This is a genomic window from Streptomyces roseifaciens, assembly GCF_001445655.1.
Lineage (GTDB): Bacteria > Actinomycetota > Actinomycetes > Streptomycetales > Streptomycetaceae > Streptomyces > Streptomyces aureoversilis.
Genome location: NZ_LNBE01000003.1, coordinates 1,027,459 through 1,041,923, shown reverse-complemented (window position 1 = coordinate 1,041,923; position 14,465 = coordinate 1,027,459). Strand labels below are relative to the sequence as shown.

General features: G+C 73.0%; 12 protein-coding genes and 1 pseudogene. 11 read left to right on the top strand and 2 right to left on the bottom strand.

Features of this window, described 5'->3' with window-relative positions:
• The first annotated feature begins 269 nt into the window (after nt 1-269).
• The 6 genes from AS857_RS10360 to AS857_RS10335 all read left to right on the top strand — a co-directional run bounded on the left by AS857_RS10360 (nt 270) and on the right by AS857_RS10335 (nt 7,205).
• A complete protein-coding gene (locus tag AS857_RS10360) occupies nt 270-1,823 on the top strand; it encodes an ABC transporter substrate-binding protein (RefSeq protein WP_058042824.1) in 1,554 nt (517 codons plus the stop codon).
• Nucleotides 1,820-2,827, top strand: a complete 1,008-nt coding sequence (locus AS857_RS10355) for an ABC transporter permease (protein WP_420823926.1) — start codon at nt 1,820-1,822, stop codon at nt 2,825-2,827. The genes AS857_RS10360 and AS857_RS10355 overlap by 4 nt, the downstream gene beginning before the upstream one ends.
• On the top strand, nt 2,824-3,669 hold the full coding sequence (locus AS857_RS10350; RefSeq protein WP_058042822.1) for an ABC transporter permease: 846 nt from the start codon (nt 2,824-2,826) through the stop codon (nt 3,667-3,669). The genes AS857_RS10355 and AS857_RS10350 overlap by 4 nt, the downstream gene beginning before the upstream one ends.
• Before the next feature lie 289 nt (nt 3,670-3,958).
• On the top strand, nt 3,959-5,593 hold the full coding sequence (locus AS857_RS10345) for an ABC transporter ATP-binding protein (protein ID WP_058042821.1): 1,635 nt from the start codon (nt 3,959-3,961) through the stop codon (nt 5,591-5,593).
• Between the two features lie 70 nt (nt 5,594-5,663).
• The gene (locus tag AS857_RS10340; protein WP_058042820.1) at nt 5,664-6,146 is read left to right on the top strand and encodes an Lrp/AsnC family transcriptional regulator; all 483 of its coding nucleotides are present in this window, start codon (nt 5,664-5,666) and stop codon (nt 6,144-6,146) included.
• Between the two features lie 138 nt (nt 6,147-6,284).
• Nucleotides 6,285-7,205 (top strand): D-alanyl-D-alanine carboxypeptidase family protein, encoded by a 921-nt coding sequence (locus AS857_RS10335; RefSeq protein ID WP_058042819.1) that lies wholly within the window; start codon nt 6,285-6,287, stop codon nt 7,203-7,205.
• Nucleotides 7,206-7,296: 91 nt separating this feature from the next.
• On the opposite strand, the gene AS857_RS10330 is transcribed toward AS857_RS10335, so the two are convergent.
• Nucleotides 7,297-7,728, bottom strand: coding sequence for a secondary thiamine-phosphate synthase enzyme YjbQ (locus tag AS857_RS10330; protein ID WP_058042818.1), 432 nt, complete (start codon nt 7,726-7,728; stop codon nt 7,297-7,299).
• Nucleotides 7,729-7,811: 83 nt separating this feature from the next.
• Between AS857_RS10330 and AS857_RS10325 the strand changes: the two genes are divergently transcribed.
• The 5 genes from AS857_RS10325 (at nt 7,812) to AS857_RS10305 (ending at nt 13,197) form a co-directional block, all read left to right on the top strand.
• Nucleotides 7,812-8,906, top strand: a complete 1,095-nt coding sequence (locus AS857_RS10325) for an NAD(P)-binding domain-containing protein (RefSeq protein WP_058042817.1) — start codon at nt 7,812-7,814, stop codon at nt 8,904-8,906.
• Nucleotides 8,907-8,941: 35 nt separating this feature from the next.
• On the top strand, nt 8,942-9,739 hold the full coding sequence (locus tag AS857_RS10320) for a (Fe-S)-binding protein (RefSeq protein WP_058042816.1): 798 nt from the start codon (nt 8,942-8,944) through the stop codon (nt 9,737-9,739).
• Complete coding sequence (locus AS857_RS10315; RefSeq protein ID WP_058042815.1) at nt 9,736-11,223, top strand: lactate utilization protein B; 1,488 nt, start codon at nt 9,736-9,738, stop codon at nt 11,221-11,223. The genes AS857_RS10320 and AS857_RS10315 overlap by 4 nt, the downstream gene beginning before the upstream one ends.
• Complete coding sequence (locus AS857_RS10310; protein WP_058042814.1) at nt 11,220-11,900, top strand: LutC/YkgG family protein; 681 nt, start codon at nt 11,220-11,222, stop codon at nt 11,898-11,900. The genes AS857_RS10315 and AS857_RS10310 overlap by 4 nt, the downstream gene beginning before the upstream one ends.
• Nucleotides 11,901-12,000: 100 nt before the next feature.
• Complete coding sequence (locus AS857_RS10305; RefSeq protein WP_245699746.1) at nt 12,001-13,197, top strand: CaiB/BaiF CoA transferase family protein; 1,197 nt, start codon at nt 12,001-12,003, stop codon at nt 13,195-13,197.
• On the opposite strand, the pseudogene AS857_RS10300 reads toward AS857_RS10305, so the two are convergent.
• Nucleotides 13,179-14,442, bottom strand: a pseudogene (locus AS857_RS10300) (MFS transporter). The gene AS857_RS10305 and the pseudogene AS857_RS10300 sit on opposite strands and share 19 nt — an antisense overlap.
• Nucleotides 14,443-14,465 lie beyond the last annotated feature (23 nt).

The window sequence follows — 14,465 nt, the reverse complement described above, 5'->3', positions numbered from 1 at the left end:
CGGACGGCTGCCTGTGGGGGGCGGCAACTTGTGGCGGAAATCCGGCTGTTGGCTTGACCGGACGCCGAGAAACGTACCACCGAACTTAGGTTAGGCAAACCTTACTTTAAAGTAGCCCCACTCCTCCCGATTCCACCCAACTCGCGTACTGGAAGCGGAGGTTGACATTGCTTCAGCTTTCGCTTCACCGTCCACGCAACATTGCGATCATGGCGAATATCAGGGTAGGCAAACCTAAGTACCAGTAACTGCAGCGGAACGGGGACGACGTGAACTGGACAAGGCGCCAGGCGCTGTGGGCCGGCGGGAGCATCGGCGCGGCCGCGCTGCTCACCGCCTGCGGGGGCGGCGAGAACGACGCGGCCTCCTCGCCGGCGGACTCCGCCGGCACCCCCCGGAAGGGCGGCACGCTCCGCATAGGCGCGCTCGGCCGCGCCTCCGCCACCACCCGCGACCCGCACGGAACCCAGGGCAACGAAAGCGACTACCTGATCATCGCGCTCGTCTACGACACCCTCACCGCACCGGGCCTCAAGGACAACACGGTCGGCCGCCTCGCCTCCGGCTGGACGCCTTCGGGCGACCTGAAGACCTGGCGCTTCACCATCGCCAAGGGCGCCGCCTTCCACGACGGCTCCCCCGTCACCGCCGACGACGTCGTGTGGTCGCTGCGCAGACTGCGCAACACCCCCGCCGGAGCAGCCCGGTTGCCGGGCATCAAGGCGGAGAACATCACCGCCGGCGGCAAGGACACCGTCGTCCTCGTCTCCGACCAGCCCAACGCCGAACTCCCCCTGCTCACCCGCCTGTCGACGTTCGTCCTGAAGAAGGACACCCCCGACAAGGAGATCGCCGGGGCCCCGGGCACGGGCCCGTTCAAGCTCGACTGGTTCCGCAGCGGCAACGCCCGCCTGCTGCGCAACGACAAGTGGCACGGCGGGCCGGTCCACCTCGACGCCATCGAGGTGACCATGTTCGAGAGCCCCCAGGCCATGGCCAATGCCCTGCTGGGCGGCCAGATCGACGTCGCGTCCAACGTCGGCGCGGTCGCGGCCCGCAGCGCCGCCTCGCGCAAGGACATCCAGCTCGTGCGCCGCCCCAACGACATGGCGATGCCCGTCGTCATGCGCGCCGCCGACGGCCCCTTCGCCGACGTCAGGGTCCGCGAGGCCATGAAGCTCGTCGTCGACCGCGAGGCCATGGTCAAACAGGTCCTCTCGGGCTACGGAACCGTCGCCAACGACATCCTGGGCACCGGCGACCCCGCCTACGCCAAGGACATCCCCCAGCGCAGCCGTGACCTCGCCAAGGCCAAGAAGCTGCTTGCAGAAGCGAAGTTCGACCTCTCCAAGACCTACGAGCTGGTCACCACCGAGGACGTCCCCGGGCTCGCCGAGTCCGCGACGCTGTTCGCCGACCAGGCCCGCGAGGCCGGCATCAAGATCAAGGTCGTCAAGCAGGAGTCGGGCGCCTTCTACGAGAAGACCTGGCTCAAGGGGCAGCTCTACACCAACTACTGGGGCACCAACGACTCCGTGGTGTTCTTCGCCTCCAAGACCATGGTCACCGGCGCCGGGCAGAGCGAGGCCGGCTGGTCGGACCCGCAGTTCGACGCCGTGTACCGCAAGGTCATCGGCACCGCCGACAAGAAGGCCCGCGCCACCGCCCTGCGCGAGCTCCAGCAGATCGAGCACGACAAGTCCGGCTACCTGCTCTGGGGCATGGCCGACGGCATCGACCTGGCCGGGCCCAAGGTGCGCAACCTGCCCAAGCTGCCCGGCTACGGGCGGGTGCAGCTCGAGAACGTCTGGCTGACGCGTTGAGCCAGGCAGCGTCAGAAGGGGCCGGGGCCGCCGCACCGCCGGCGGCCCCGGCCCTGCGCCGCGCCGCGACGGCGGCCGCCCGCACCGGCGTGGTGCTCGCCAAACGGGCCCTGATGCTGGGCGTGCTGCTCGCCGTCGTGTTCGCCGCGATCGAGCTGCTGCCCGGCGACGCGGCCTCGGCCACGTCCGAACGCGGCGAGAGCGCCGCCGACACCGCGGCCCGGCGGCACCTGCTGGGCCTGGACCGGCCGGTGTGGGAGCGGTTCGGGGACTGGATGACCGCGCTGCCCACCGGCGACCTGGGCACCTCCGCACGGGGCGAACGCGTCACCGGTCTGCTCGCCGCCCCCTTCCCCAACACGCTCCTGCTCGGCGCCACCGCCTTCGCCCTCACCTTCGCCGCGGCGCTCGCCCTGGGCTGCCGGGCGGCGTTGCACCCCGGCGGCACGGTCGACCGGATCATCGGCTTCACCTCGGGCATCGCCCTGGCCCTGCCCGAATTCGTCGTCTCCGTCGGCCTGTTGCTCGTCCTGTCCCTGTGGACCGGCTGGCTGCCCGCCGTCACGCTCACCGCCCCCGACGGCTCGCCCGCCTCCTGGACCATGCTCGTCATGCCGGTCCTGGCCCTCACCGTCCCGCAGGCCGGCTGGAACGCCCGGATCGTCCGCGGTGCACTGGCCGACCAGGCGGGGGCACCCCACGTGGCCGCCGCCCGGCTGGACGGCCTCTCCCCGCGCCGCGTGCTGCTCCGCCACGCGCTGCCCGGCGCCTGGCCCGCCATCGCCACCGGCGCCGCCACCTCCACCGGCATGCTGCTGGGCGGAGCGGTCGTCGTCGAGACCCTCTTCAACTACCCCGGCCTCGGCACCGTCCTGTCCGGCGCCGTCGCCGACCGCGACACCCCGGTCATCGCCGGGGTCGTGGCCTGCACCGGAGCCGTCATCAGCCTCGTCCTGCTCTGCGCCGACCTCGTCCGAGCCCGCACCCTGGGAGCCCGCCCATGAGCTCCGCCGCCCTCGCCCCGTACCGCTCCCGGCGCCCCCCGGTCCGCGTCCTGCTCGCCGTGGCACCCGGGCTCCTGCTCACGCTGCTCGCCCTGACCGGACCCCTGTACGCCCCGCGGACGGAGGCCTCCCCCGTCACCGCGCCCTACGCCCCGCCCGGCCGGGACGCGCTCCTGGGCGGCGACCAGCTCGGCCGGGACGTGCTGAGCCGCATGCTGCACGGCGGCAGCGCCCTCATCGGCAGCGCGCTCGCCGTCGCCCTGCTCGTCACCGCCCTGGCCGCCGTGCTGGGCTGCTTCGCCGTCCTCACCCCGGCGCTGGGACGGCTCGTCGAGCGCAGCGCCGACGTCGCCATCCTGCTGCCGCCCGTGCTGGGCATGATGCTGATCGCCCTGGCCTGGCCCGGCGGCGGGCGCCTCGCCGTCATGGCCGCCGCCACCGTGCTCGGCGTGCCGTACGCGGTGCGCGTGGTGGCGAGCGCGGCCGCGCCCGTCGCCGCGGCGGGCTTCGTCGAGGCGGCCACCGCGAGCGGCGAGCGGCTGTGGCACCTCGCGCTGCGCGAGATCCTGCCCAACCTGCGGTCCACCGTTCTCGCCCTGTTCGGCCTGCGCTTCGTCGCCGCCGTCTACGTCATCTCCATGGCCGGCTTCCTCCAGCTCGGGCCCCAGCCGCCGGCCGCCGACTGGGCGCTGATGATCCGTGAGAACGCCCCCGGCGCCCTCCTCAACCCCTGGGCCGTCGTCGCCCCCAGCATCGCCATCGGCCTCCTGGCCGTGAGCGTCAACCTCGCCGCCGACGCGCTCACGCCTGCGGCGCGGCGGGCGGGGGCGGGGGTGCGGTGACACGTGCAGAACGGCTCGTTCCCGTGGAGCCGCGTACTTCCGCAGGACCGCGTGCTTGTGCAGGGCCGCGTACTTGCGCAGGGCCGCTTCGGGGATCCGTGCCGCGTCCCGCGTCGGCGCCGGAGCTCCGAACCGCCGCCGGATCCGCCGCCGAATCCACCCGCCCCGAGCCCTCACTCGCCCCCTCGTCCGACCTTTCGCCGGACCCCGCGCCCGACCCTTCGCCCGACCCCGCGCCCGACCCTTCGTCCGACCCTTCGCCCGTCCCGCAGAGGAAGGCTCCCCGGCCATGACCGACGGCCCGACCGCGGTGAGCGTCACCGACCTGGAGATATGCATACCCGGCGGCCCCGCCCTGCTGGCCAAGACCAGTCTCGGCCTCCGGCGCGGCCGCATCACCGCCCTCACCGGCCCCTCCGGCTCCGGAAAGTCCACCCTGCTGCGCGCAGTCATCGGCGACCTGTCCGACGGCGCCCGCGTCTCGTCGGGAACGGTCGAGGTCCTCGGCCACGACGTCCTCGCCCTCTCCGCGGAACGGCTCAGGCACCTGCGGCGCCACCACGTCGCCTACGTCGGCCAGGACCCCGGCTCCGCCCTCGACCCCCGCATGCGGGTCCGCCGGCTCGTGGCCGAGACCGCCGCGGACCCCTCACCCCGGGCCGTACGGGACCTGCTCGCCGAGTGCCGCCTGCCGGTCGGCGACGGACTGCCCGACCGCCGCCCGGGAGCCCTCTCCGGCGGACAGCAGCGCAGGGTGGCCCTGGCCCGCGCCCTCGCCCGCCGCCCCGACGTCCTCCTGCTGGACGAGCCCACTGCAGGGCTCGACACCGCCTTGCGCGACGAGATCTCGGACCTCCTGATCCGGCTCGCCGCCACCCGGCACATCGCGGTCGTCCTCGCCTGCCACGACCCCGGACTCGTCGACCGTTGCGCCGACGACGTCGTCGACCTCGGCACGGCGGCGGCGCGCCGGGCGGCGCGACCGGGCGGGCCGGGGAAGGGTTCGGCGGCGGATGCGGCCCTCAGGACGTCGACAAGCGCATCGGGCGGCACGCCTGGGGAGGCGTTGACGGAGTCGTTGGCGGAGACGTCGGCGGAGTCGTCCGCAGGGTCGTTGCCGGGGGCTCCCGCGGAGTCGCCGGCGGCCGCTCCCGTCAGCGCGTCGCCTCCCCGGGGCGACGCGACCGGCTCCCTGCTGGCCGCCCAGGACGTCACCGTGGCGTTCACCCAGCACGGACGGACGCACCGGGCCCTGGACGGGGCCGGCTTCTCGGCGGCCCCGGGCAGCTCCACCGGCATCATCGGCCCCTCCGGTTCCGGCAAGACCACCTTGCTGCGCGTGCTCGCCGGGCTGCAGCAACCGGACGCCGGCGTCCTCTCCTTCGACGGGCGGCCCTTGCCCGCCGGGGCGCGCCGCCGCAGCCGCGCGCAGCAGCGCCGCATCCAGCTGATCCCCCAGAACCCGCTCGGGGCCCTCAACCCGGCCCGCACCGTGGGCGCCACGCTCGCCCGCCCCCTCCGCCTCCACCGGGCCGCACCGAAGCCGGAGATCGCCGGCAGGGTGGCCGAGCTCCTCCACGACGTCGGTCTGCCGGCCGACTTCGCCGGCCGCTACCCCCACGAGCTCTCCGGCGGGCAGCGCCAGCGCGTCTCCATCGCCCGCGCCCTGGCCCCCGACCCGGACGTGCTGCTGTGCGACGAGGTCACCTCCGCCCTCGACCCCCGCACCGCGGCCGCCGTCATGGACCTCCTCACCCGGCTCAGGAGCGAGCGCAGGCTGACGCTCGTCGTGGTCAGCCACGAGCTCCACCTCGTCGCAGCCTGCACCGAGACCGTCCACGTCCTCGAAGCGGGCCGGGTCACCGGGACGGGATCGAGCCGGCACCTGCTCCGGGCGGCCGGCGCTCCTCCAATGGCTCAATGACAGGTCCTGCTACAGGGCCATTGGTACAGTGACCGGCCGGAGAGGCCGACCACGAGGAGGGCGCCGGCCCATGGCCGTCGACGCACTGGACGCGAAGATCCTCCGGCTGCTCCTGGAGCAGCCCCGCACGAGCGTGCGCGAGTACGCGCGCGTGCTGGGCGTCGCCCGCGGCACGCTGCAGGCCCGGCTGGACCGGTTGGAGCGCGAGGGCGTGATCACGGGCACGGGTCCGCGCCTGTCCGCCGCGGCGCTGGGCCACCCCGTGCTGGCGTTCGTGCACATCGAGGTCACCCAGGGACACCTCGACACGGTCGCGGAGGCGCTCGCGGACGTCCCGGAGATCATCGAGGCGTTCTCGATCACCGGCGGCGGCGACCTGATGGCCCGGGTGGTCGCCCGGGACGCGGGGCACCTGGAGGACGTGATCCAGGTGCTGGTGCAGACGCCGGGGGTCGTGCGCACGCGCACGGAGATGGTGCTGCGCGAGCGGGTGCCGTACCGGGTCCTGCCTCTGGTGGACGCGGTGGGGCGCGCCGCGCAGCGGGGTGCGTGAACCGGACCGCCCGCCGCGGCAGGACAACTGACACGCCCCCAGGTTCTCCCCGTCGGGAAACCGGTGCGATTATCGGCTCGCTCAGCAGTACAAGCGAGACGACTCGCTCATCTCGACACGCGAGAAACAGAGGCATACATGGAGCGATCCGGAAGACCGGTCCGCCGCTGGGGCGCGGCCGCGGTCGCATCGGCCGCGGCGGTCGCCGTCGTCCTCCCGGCGACGGGCGCGGAGGCCGCGAGCGGCCCGTCGGTCAGCGCAAAGGGCGCGTTCCTGCTCGACGGCAACCGCAACCGCCAGCTGTGGGGGAAGGACGCCGACACCAAGCGGCAGATGGCCAGCACCACCAAGGTCATGACCGCGGTGACCGTCCTGGACACCAAGGGCGTGGACCTCGACAAGAAGGTCACCATCAAGCAGTCGTACCGCGACTACGTCGCGCGGAACGGCGCCAGCACCGCCGATCTGCGCACGGGCGACAAGATGACCGTACGTCAGCTGCTGTACGGCCTCATGCTGCCGTCGGGCTGTGACGCCGCCTACGCGCTCGCCGACACCTTCGGCAGCGGCAGTACCGAGGCCGCGCGGACGAAGTCGTTCATCTCCAAGATGAACAAGAAGGCCGCCGACCTCGGGATGAAGAACACCAAGTACGACTCGTTCGACGGCATATCGAGGGCCGGGGCCAACTACACGACCCCGCGCGACTCGGCGCAGCTGGCCCGGCACGCCCTGGGCAACAGCACGTTCAAGACGGTCGTCCGGACGACGGCGACCCGCCAGAAGGCGGCGAACGTCAACCGCACGTACTACTGGGACAACACCAACAAGCTGCTCGGCTCGTACAAGGGCGCGATCGGCATCAAGACCGGCACCGGCACGGCGGCCGGCGCCTGTCTGGTCTTCGCCGCCGAGCGCAACGGCCGCACGGTGGTGGGTGTCATCCTCAACGACGGCGCCAACCGCTACCCGGACGCCGTGAAGATGCTGGACTGGGCCTACCGGACCAAGACCAGCGTGAAGCTGCGGCAGCTGCCCGAGTCGGCACAGCAGGACTGACGGCTGCAGAACTGACGACTGCAGGACTGACGGCCCGGCGGAGCCGGTGCCCCTGTCCCGGCAGGCCTCCCGGCCGGGCGGGGCCGGATGCTCAGCCGAGGAACGTCAGCCGCACCTGGCGGTCGGGGTTGTCCCTGTTGGTGTCGACGAGGCACACCGACTGCCAGGTGCCCAGCTCCAGCCGCCCGCCGATGACCGGCAGCGTCGCGTGCGGGGGCACGAGGGCGGGCAGCACGTGGTCCCGCCCGTGGCCGCGGCTGCCGTGGCGGTGGCGCCAGCGGTCGTCCGCCGGCAGCAGGTCGTGGAGGGCGGACAGCAGGTCCTCGTCGCTGCCGGAGCCGGTCTCCAGTACGGCCACGCCGGCCGTCGCGTGCGGGACGAAGACGTTGAGCAGTCCGTCGCGGCCGGCGGCCGCCTCGCGCAGGAAGGCCTCACACTCGTGGGTGAGGTCGTACACCGTCTCCGAGGAGCCGGTGGCGATGTCGAGGACGTGCGTGCGGAAGGTGCCATGGATGTCTGCCATGGCTCCATTTTCGTACGGGCCCCGGGGAAGACCGGGAGGAGAAGGCCGGGAAGATACGACCCACCCCTCACGTTAGTAGAATCATGAACAATCTTGTGGTGCGTGAGACCGAGGTCGTGGTGGTAGGCGCCGGGCAGGCGGGCCTGGCCGCCGCCTACCACCTGCGCCGTGCGGGGTACGAGCCGGACCGGGACTTCGTCGTCCTGGACCACTCCCCGCGCCCGGGCGGCGCCTGGCAGTTCCGCTGGCCGTCGCTCACCTACGGCAAGGTGCACGGGATGCACGCCCTGCCCGGCATGGAGCTGACGGGGGCCGACGGCTCACGGCCCTCGTCCGCGGTGATCGGCGGCTATTTCGCCGACTACGAGCGCGCCTTCGACCTGCGCGTACACCGCCCGGTCGACGTCCGCGCGGTACGGGAGGGGCAGGACGGACGGCTGACGGTCGAGAGCTCCGAGGGCTTGTGGTCGGCCCGGGCCCTGATCAACGCGACCGGCACCTGGGACCGCCCCTTCTGGCCCCGCTACCCCGGCCAGGAGACCTTCCGCGGCCGCCAGCTGCACACGGCGCACTACCCCGGACCGCAGGAGTTCGCCGGGCAGCGCGTCGTCGTGGTCGGCGGCGGCACCTCCGCGGTGCAGCACCTGCTGGAGGTCTCCGAGGTGGCGGCCGGGACGACCTGGGTGACGCGCCGGCCCCCGGTCTTCCGCGAGGGCCCGTTCGACCAGGAGTGGGGGCGCGCCGCGGTGGCCCGCGTCGAGGAGCGGGTCCGGCAGGGCCTGCCCCCGCAGAGCGTCGTCTCCGTGACCGGGCTGCCCATGACGGAGGCCATGGAGCGGGCGCGCGCCGCCGGCGTCCTGGCCCCGCGGCCCATGTTCGACCGCGTCACCCCCACCGGCGTGGAGTGGGAGGACGGCAGCGCCGTCGACGCCGACGTCATCCTCTGGGCCACCGGCTTCCGGGCCGCCGTCGACCACCTCGCCCCCCTGAAGCTGCGCGAGCCCGGCGGCGGCATCCGCATGGAAGGCACACGCGCAGCGCGGGACCCCCGGGTGCACCTCGTCGGCTACGGGCCCTCCGCCAGCACCATCGGCGCGAACCGTGCGGGCCGCGCGGCCGTACGGGAGATCCGCGCCCTGCTCGGTTCTTCACAGCCGCGGGTCCCTGCGGCAGTATGAGGCTCCCCGGATGATCACGACGCGAGGAGGGACCCATGCGCGTGGGGCTGTTCGTGACGTGCGTCAACGACACGCTCTACCCGCGGACCGGCCGGGCGGTCGTCACCCTCCTCGAACGGCTCGGCGTGCAGGTCGACTTCCCCGCCGAACAGAGCTGCTGCGGCCAGCCCCTCTTCAACACCGGCTACCGGCACCGCACCGAACCGCTGCTGCGCCGCTACGCGGCCGCCTTCCGCGACCACGACTACATCGTCACCCCCTCCGGCTCCTGCGCAGCCATGGTCCGCGACAACTACCCCCGGATCGCCGCGAAGGCGACCGCCGAGGGGCGCCCCGGGGCGGTCCCGGCAGCGGTGGCGGAGGCGGCGGCCAGGACGTACGAACTGACGGAGTTCCTGGTCGATGTCCTCGGGGTGACCGACGTCGGCGCCTACTACCCGCACACCGTCACCTACCACCCCACCTGTCACGGGCTGCGGGTCCTCGGCCTCGGTGACCGGCCGCAGCGCCTCCTGGAACGCGTGGAGGGCCTGGACCTGCGCGAGCTGCCGGGAGCGGAGGAGTGCTGCGGCTTCGGCGGCACCTTCGCCGTGAAGAACCCGGCCGTCTCCGCCGCGATGGGCACCGACAAAGCGCGCGCCGTCACCTCGACCGGAGCACGCGCCCTGTGCACGGTCGACAACTCCTGCCTCATGCACATCGGCGGGATCCTCGCCCGCGAGGGTTCACCGGTCACCCCCGTGCACATCGCCGAGATCCTGGCCGGCAGCAAGGAGGACGGCGCCGACGGCACCCCTGCGGGCGACGGGGCCGGCCGGGGAGCCGCCCGGTGACCGGCACCTACCTGGGGATGCCCTCCTTCCCGCGCGCCGCCGACGCCTCGACCCGTGACCACCGCCTGCGCGCCAACCTCCGGCGCGCCACCCACACCATTCGCGCCAAACGCGACCGGGCCGTGGCGGAGCTGGACGACTGGGTGCAGCTGCGGGCCGCCGGCGCCGCGGTCAAGGACCGGACGCTGCGCCACCTCGACCACTACCTCGTCCAGCTGGAGGAGTCGGTGACCCGGGCCGGCGGCACGGTCCACTGGGCGGCCGACGCCGCCGAGGCCAATCGCATCGTCACCGGTCTGGTCCTGGCCACCGGCGAACGCGAGGTGGTCAAGGTCAAGTCGATGGCCACGCAGGAGACCGGTCTCAACGGCGCCCTCGCGGCGGCCGGTATCCGGGCGTACGAGACCGACCTCGCCGAACTGATCGTGCAGCTGGGCGACGACCTTCCCTCGCACATCCTGGTGCCCGCCATCCACCGCAACCGCGCCGAGATCCGCGACATCTTCCGCCGGCGGATGGCCGAATGGGGGCTCCCGGCTCCCGAGGGGCTGACCGACCGGCCCGCCGATCTTGCCGAGGCCGCGCGGCTGCACCTGCGGGAGAAGTTCCTGCGGGCCAAGGTGGCCGTCTCCGGGGCCAACTTCGCAGTGGCGGAGACCGGAACGCTGGTCGTGGTCGAGTCCGAGGGCAACGGCCGGATGTGCCTCACCCTCCCGGAGACCCTGATCTCGGTGGTCGGGATCGAGAAGGTCGTGCCCACCTGGCGCGACCTGGAGATCTTCCTCCAGCTGCTGCCGCGCTCGTCGACGGCGGAGCGGATGAACCCGTACACCTCGATGTGGACGGGCACCACCGACGGCGACGGCCCCCGCGCCTTCCACCTGGTGCTGCTCGACAACGGCCGCACCGACACCCTCGCGGACACGACCGGCCGCCAGGCCCTGCGCTGCATCCGCTGCTCGGCCTGCCTGAACGTCTGCCCCGTGTACGAGCGGGCCGGTGGCCATGCGTACGGATCGCCGTATCCGGGACCCATCGGTGCCGTCCTCACGCCCCAGCTCCGCGGCCTCGCCTCACCCCTGGAGGAGTCGCTCCCGTACGCATCCTCACTGTGCGGTGCCTGTTTCGAGGCGTGCCCGGTGGCCATCGACATCCCCGAAGTCCTCGTCCATCTGCGGGAGAGGGTCGTGGAAGGGGGCACCGTGACGCTCCGTGGCACGCGCACCGTCATCAAGCCCGCGAAGCGGCACGCCACCGAGCGCACCGTGATGCGTGCCGCAGGCTGGGCCTTCGACCACCCCCGTGTCCTGCGTCGGGGCCAGCGGCTGCTGGCCCGGACCCGTGGGCTGCACCCCGGGCGGCTGCCGGGGCCGGGCCGCGCCTGGTCGGACGCGCGAGACCTGCCGGAGGTGCCGCCCGAGTCCTTCCGCGACTGGTGGGCCCGCACCCGCGGCGGCTCCGGCCGGAAAGGAGAGCCGTCATGAGCAGCGGGCCGAGCAGCGGGTCGAGCAGGGAACGGATCCTCGGCCGGGTGCGGCAGGCGCTTGCCGACGTGCCCCCGTCGGAGCAGCCGGGGGAACACCCGGTCCCGCGTGACTACGCCACGCAGCACGGCGAGCACACGCATTCCGCAACCGTCGGCCTTCTGGCGGAGAATCTGGCGGACTACCGCGCACGCGTCCACCGCACGGAAGCGCCCGGCCTGCCCGCGCTCCTCGCCCGCCTGCTCGCCGAACGGGGCGCGCGCCGGGTGGTCGTACCGCCCGCCCTTCCGGACGGCTGGCTTGCCACGGCCCCGGTCGAGCTCGTCCGCGACTCCCCAGCCCTGACGGCCCGTGAACTGGATTCCATCGACAGCGTGGTGACCGGCTGTGCGCTGGCGATCGCCGAGACCGGGACCGTCGTGCTCGATGCGGGCCCGGATCAGGGGAGCCGGCGCATCACCCTCGTACCGGACCATCACCTCTGCGTGGTGCGGACCGACGACCAAGTGGTCTCCTCCGTGCCGCAGGCCCTCCGGCGGCTGGCCCCGGCACGGCCCCTGACCTGGATCTCGGGACCGTCGGCGACGAGCGACATCGAGCTGGAGCGGGTCGAGGGCGTCCACGGGCCGCGCACCCTGGAGGTGATCCTGGTGGCGGGCGATCCACGCGAGCTGTGAGCTGCTGTTCATGGCCGCGACACTATGCCGGGACCGAGGCCCGGTGCGCCGGACTGTCCACAACCCCGGTCATATGAACTGCCCGGCGGAAGGAGCCGAGTTGAAGCCGCCTCTGCACGACGTCACGGTCGTCGCCCTCGAACAGGCCGTGGCCGCGCCCTTCGCCACCCGGCAGCTCGCCGACCTCGGCGCACGCGTCATCAAGATCGAGCGGCCGGGGCGCGGGGACTTCGCCCGCGACTACGACCGCAGGACGAAAGGGCTCTCCGCCTATTTCGTGTGGGTCAACCGCGGGAAGGAGAGCGTCGTCCTCGATCTGAGGACCGAGGCCGACCGCGCACTGCTCGACCGCCTCCTCGCCCGCGCCGACGTCTTCATCCAGAACCTGGGCCCCGGCGCGGCCGGGCGGCTGGGCCTCGGCTGCGAGGTGCTGCGCGCCCGGCATCCCCGCCTGATCACCTGCGACGTCTCCGGGTACGGCACGGAGGGCCCGTACCGCGACAAGAAGGCGTACGACCTGCTCGTGCAGTGCGAGGCCGGCCTGGTCTCGCTCACCGGCGACGCCGCCGCCCCCGCCCGCCCCGGCATCTCCGTGGCCGACATAGCAGGCGGCATGTACGCCTACACGGGCATCCTCACCGCTCTCTACGAGCGCGAACGCACCGGCGAGGGCACGGCGCTTTCCGTCTCGCTCTTCGATGCGCTCGCGGAGTGGATGGGGCAGCCGTATTTCGCGGAGGCCTACGGCGGCGCACCGCTGGCCCGCAGCGGCGCACGGCACCCGTCCATCTCCCCCTACGGCCATTACCGCTGCGGCGACGGCGGGCAGGTGTTCCTGAGCGTGCAGAACGACCGGGAGTGGGTGGCCCTGTGCGAACGCGTGCTGCGGCAGCCCGCGCTGATCCGCGATCCCCGTTTCGCGGACAATCCCCTGCGCCGGGCTCACGACGAGGAGCTCACCGCCGTCATCGAGGAGCACTTCGCTTCCCACACCGCGGACGGTGTGGTGGCCCTGCTCGACGGAGCGGGCATCGCGAACGCCCGGCTGCGGACGGTCGCCGAGTTCGCGGACCATCCGCAGCTCGCGGCGCGCGACCGGTGGCGCGAGTTCGGCTCCCCAGCCGGTCCGCTCCGCGGGCTGCTCCCGCCGGTGGAGGTGAGAGGGCGGGAGGCGGCCATGCGAGCGGTACCGGCGCTGGGCGAACACACGGACGCCGTCCGTGCGGAGTTCGCCGAGCAGGCATCCTCTGCTGCGGACTCCTCCGGACCCGGGGCGGATCAGCGGCAGGCAGGCTGAACGGAGCGGTCGAGCGGGCGCTTCGCCGTCTCCGGCAGGATCACGTAGACGCACGCGGACACCAGGCAGAGCCCCGCCACGTACCAGGGGAACGCGCCCGGGTGACCCGAGTCCTTGAACCAGGTGCCGAGGTAGGGGGCCGTGCCGCCGAACAGCGCCACGGTCAGCGAGTAGGGGAAGCCGATCCCCGCAGCCCGTACGCGTGCGGGGAACACCTCGGCGTTCACGGCCGCCGCGATCGAGGTGTATCCGGTGAGCAGCACCATGCCGGCGCACTGCACGAGCAGCAGGGAGACGAAGGAGCTGCCGACCGCGTGCAGCAGGGGGACGGCCAGGACGGCGAACCCCACCGCGAAGCCGATCAGCAGCGGTTTGCGGCCGATGCGGTCGGACAGCAGCCCGCCGAGAGGCTGGAGCGCCGCGAAGAAGGCCAGCGAGATCGTGCCGACGGCCAGCGCGTCGCCCTTGTCGAATCCGGCGTTCATCTGGGCGTAGGTCGGCAGGTAGGTGGTCCAGGTGTAGTAGGCGAGGGTGCCGCCGGCGGTGATGCCGCAGATCAGCAGGGACTCGCCGGGGGTGCCGTCGCACGGCTTCGAAGAGCGCCGGGCGCGCGGCCTCCTTCCCCGGTACCTCGTGCGTCTCCTCGGCGCCCTGCCGGATCCAGAATCCGGCCAGGCTGATGACCGCGCCGATGAGGAACGGCACGCGCCAGCCCCAGTCGCCCATCTGTCCCTCGGTGAGGAGGCGGGCGAGGAGCGCCGCGATGCCCGAGGCGAGGAGCTGGCCGATGGTCGTGGACACGTACTGGAAGCTGGAGAACAATCCCCTGCGGCCCGGGCCCGCGGACTCCACGAGGAACGTCGTGGATGCCGCGAACTCCCCTCCGACCGAAAGCCCCTGGATCAGCCGGGCGACCACGAGGACCACGGGGGCGAGGACGCCGGTGGCGGCGTAGGTCGGGGTGAGCGCGAGCAGCAGGCTGCCGGCGCCCATGAGCAGGATGGTGACCGTGAGGGCGGCCCGCCGGCCGCGCCGGTCGGCGACCGCGCCCATGAGCAGGCCGCCGACCGGGCGCATGAAGAAGCCGACCGCGAAGACGGCGAAGGTCGAGAGCAGCGGCACGAGGGAGTTGCCGGAGCCCTTGGGGAAGAACTGGTCGGCGAAGTAGACCGCCAGGAACGAATAGGCGTACCAGTCGTACCACTCCGCCGCGTTGCCCACGGATGCCGCGGCGAGCTGGCGCAGCGAGGAACGGGACGGCGGCGCGG

Excerpts from the sequence above, each read along its gene's own strand:
- AS857_RS10320 (WP_058042816.1), top strand. The coding sequence starts at position 8,942 with ATGCGCGTGGGGCTGTTCGTGACGTGCGTCAACGACACGCTCTACCCG.
- AS857_RS10340 (WP_058042820.1), top strand. The coding sequence starts at position 5,664 with ATGGCCGTCGACGCACTGGACGCGAAGATCCTCCGGCTGCTCCTGGAG.
- AS857_RS10310 (WP_058042814.1), top strand. The coding sequence starts at position 11,220 with ATGAGCAGCGGGCCGAGCAGCGGGTCGAGCAGGGAACGGATCCTCGGC.
- AS857_RS10345 (WP_058042821.1), top strand. The coding sequence starts at position 3,959 with ATGACCGACGGCCCGACCGCGGTGAGCGTCACCGACCTGGAGATATGC.
- AS857_RS10330 (WP_058042818.1), bottom strand. The coding sequence starts at position 7,728 with ATGGCAGACATCCATGGCACCTTCCGCACGCACGTCCTCGACATCGCC.
- AS857_RS10350 (WP_058042822.1), top strand. The coding sequence starts at position 2,824 with ATGAGCTCCGCCGCCCTCGCCCCGTACCGCTCCCGGCGCCCCCCGGTC.
- AS857_RS10335 (WP_058042819.1), top strand. The coding sequence starts at position 6,285 with ATGGAGCGATCCGGAAGACCGGTCCGCCGCTGGGGCGCGGCCGCGGTC.
- AS857_RS10325 (WP_058042817.1), top strand. The coding sequence starts at position 7,812 with ATGAACAATCTTGTGGTGCGTGAGACCGAGGTCGTGGTGGTAGGCGCC.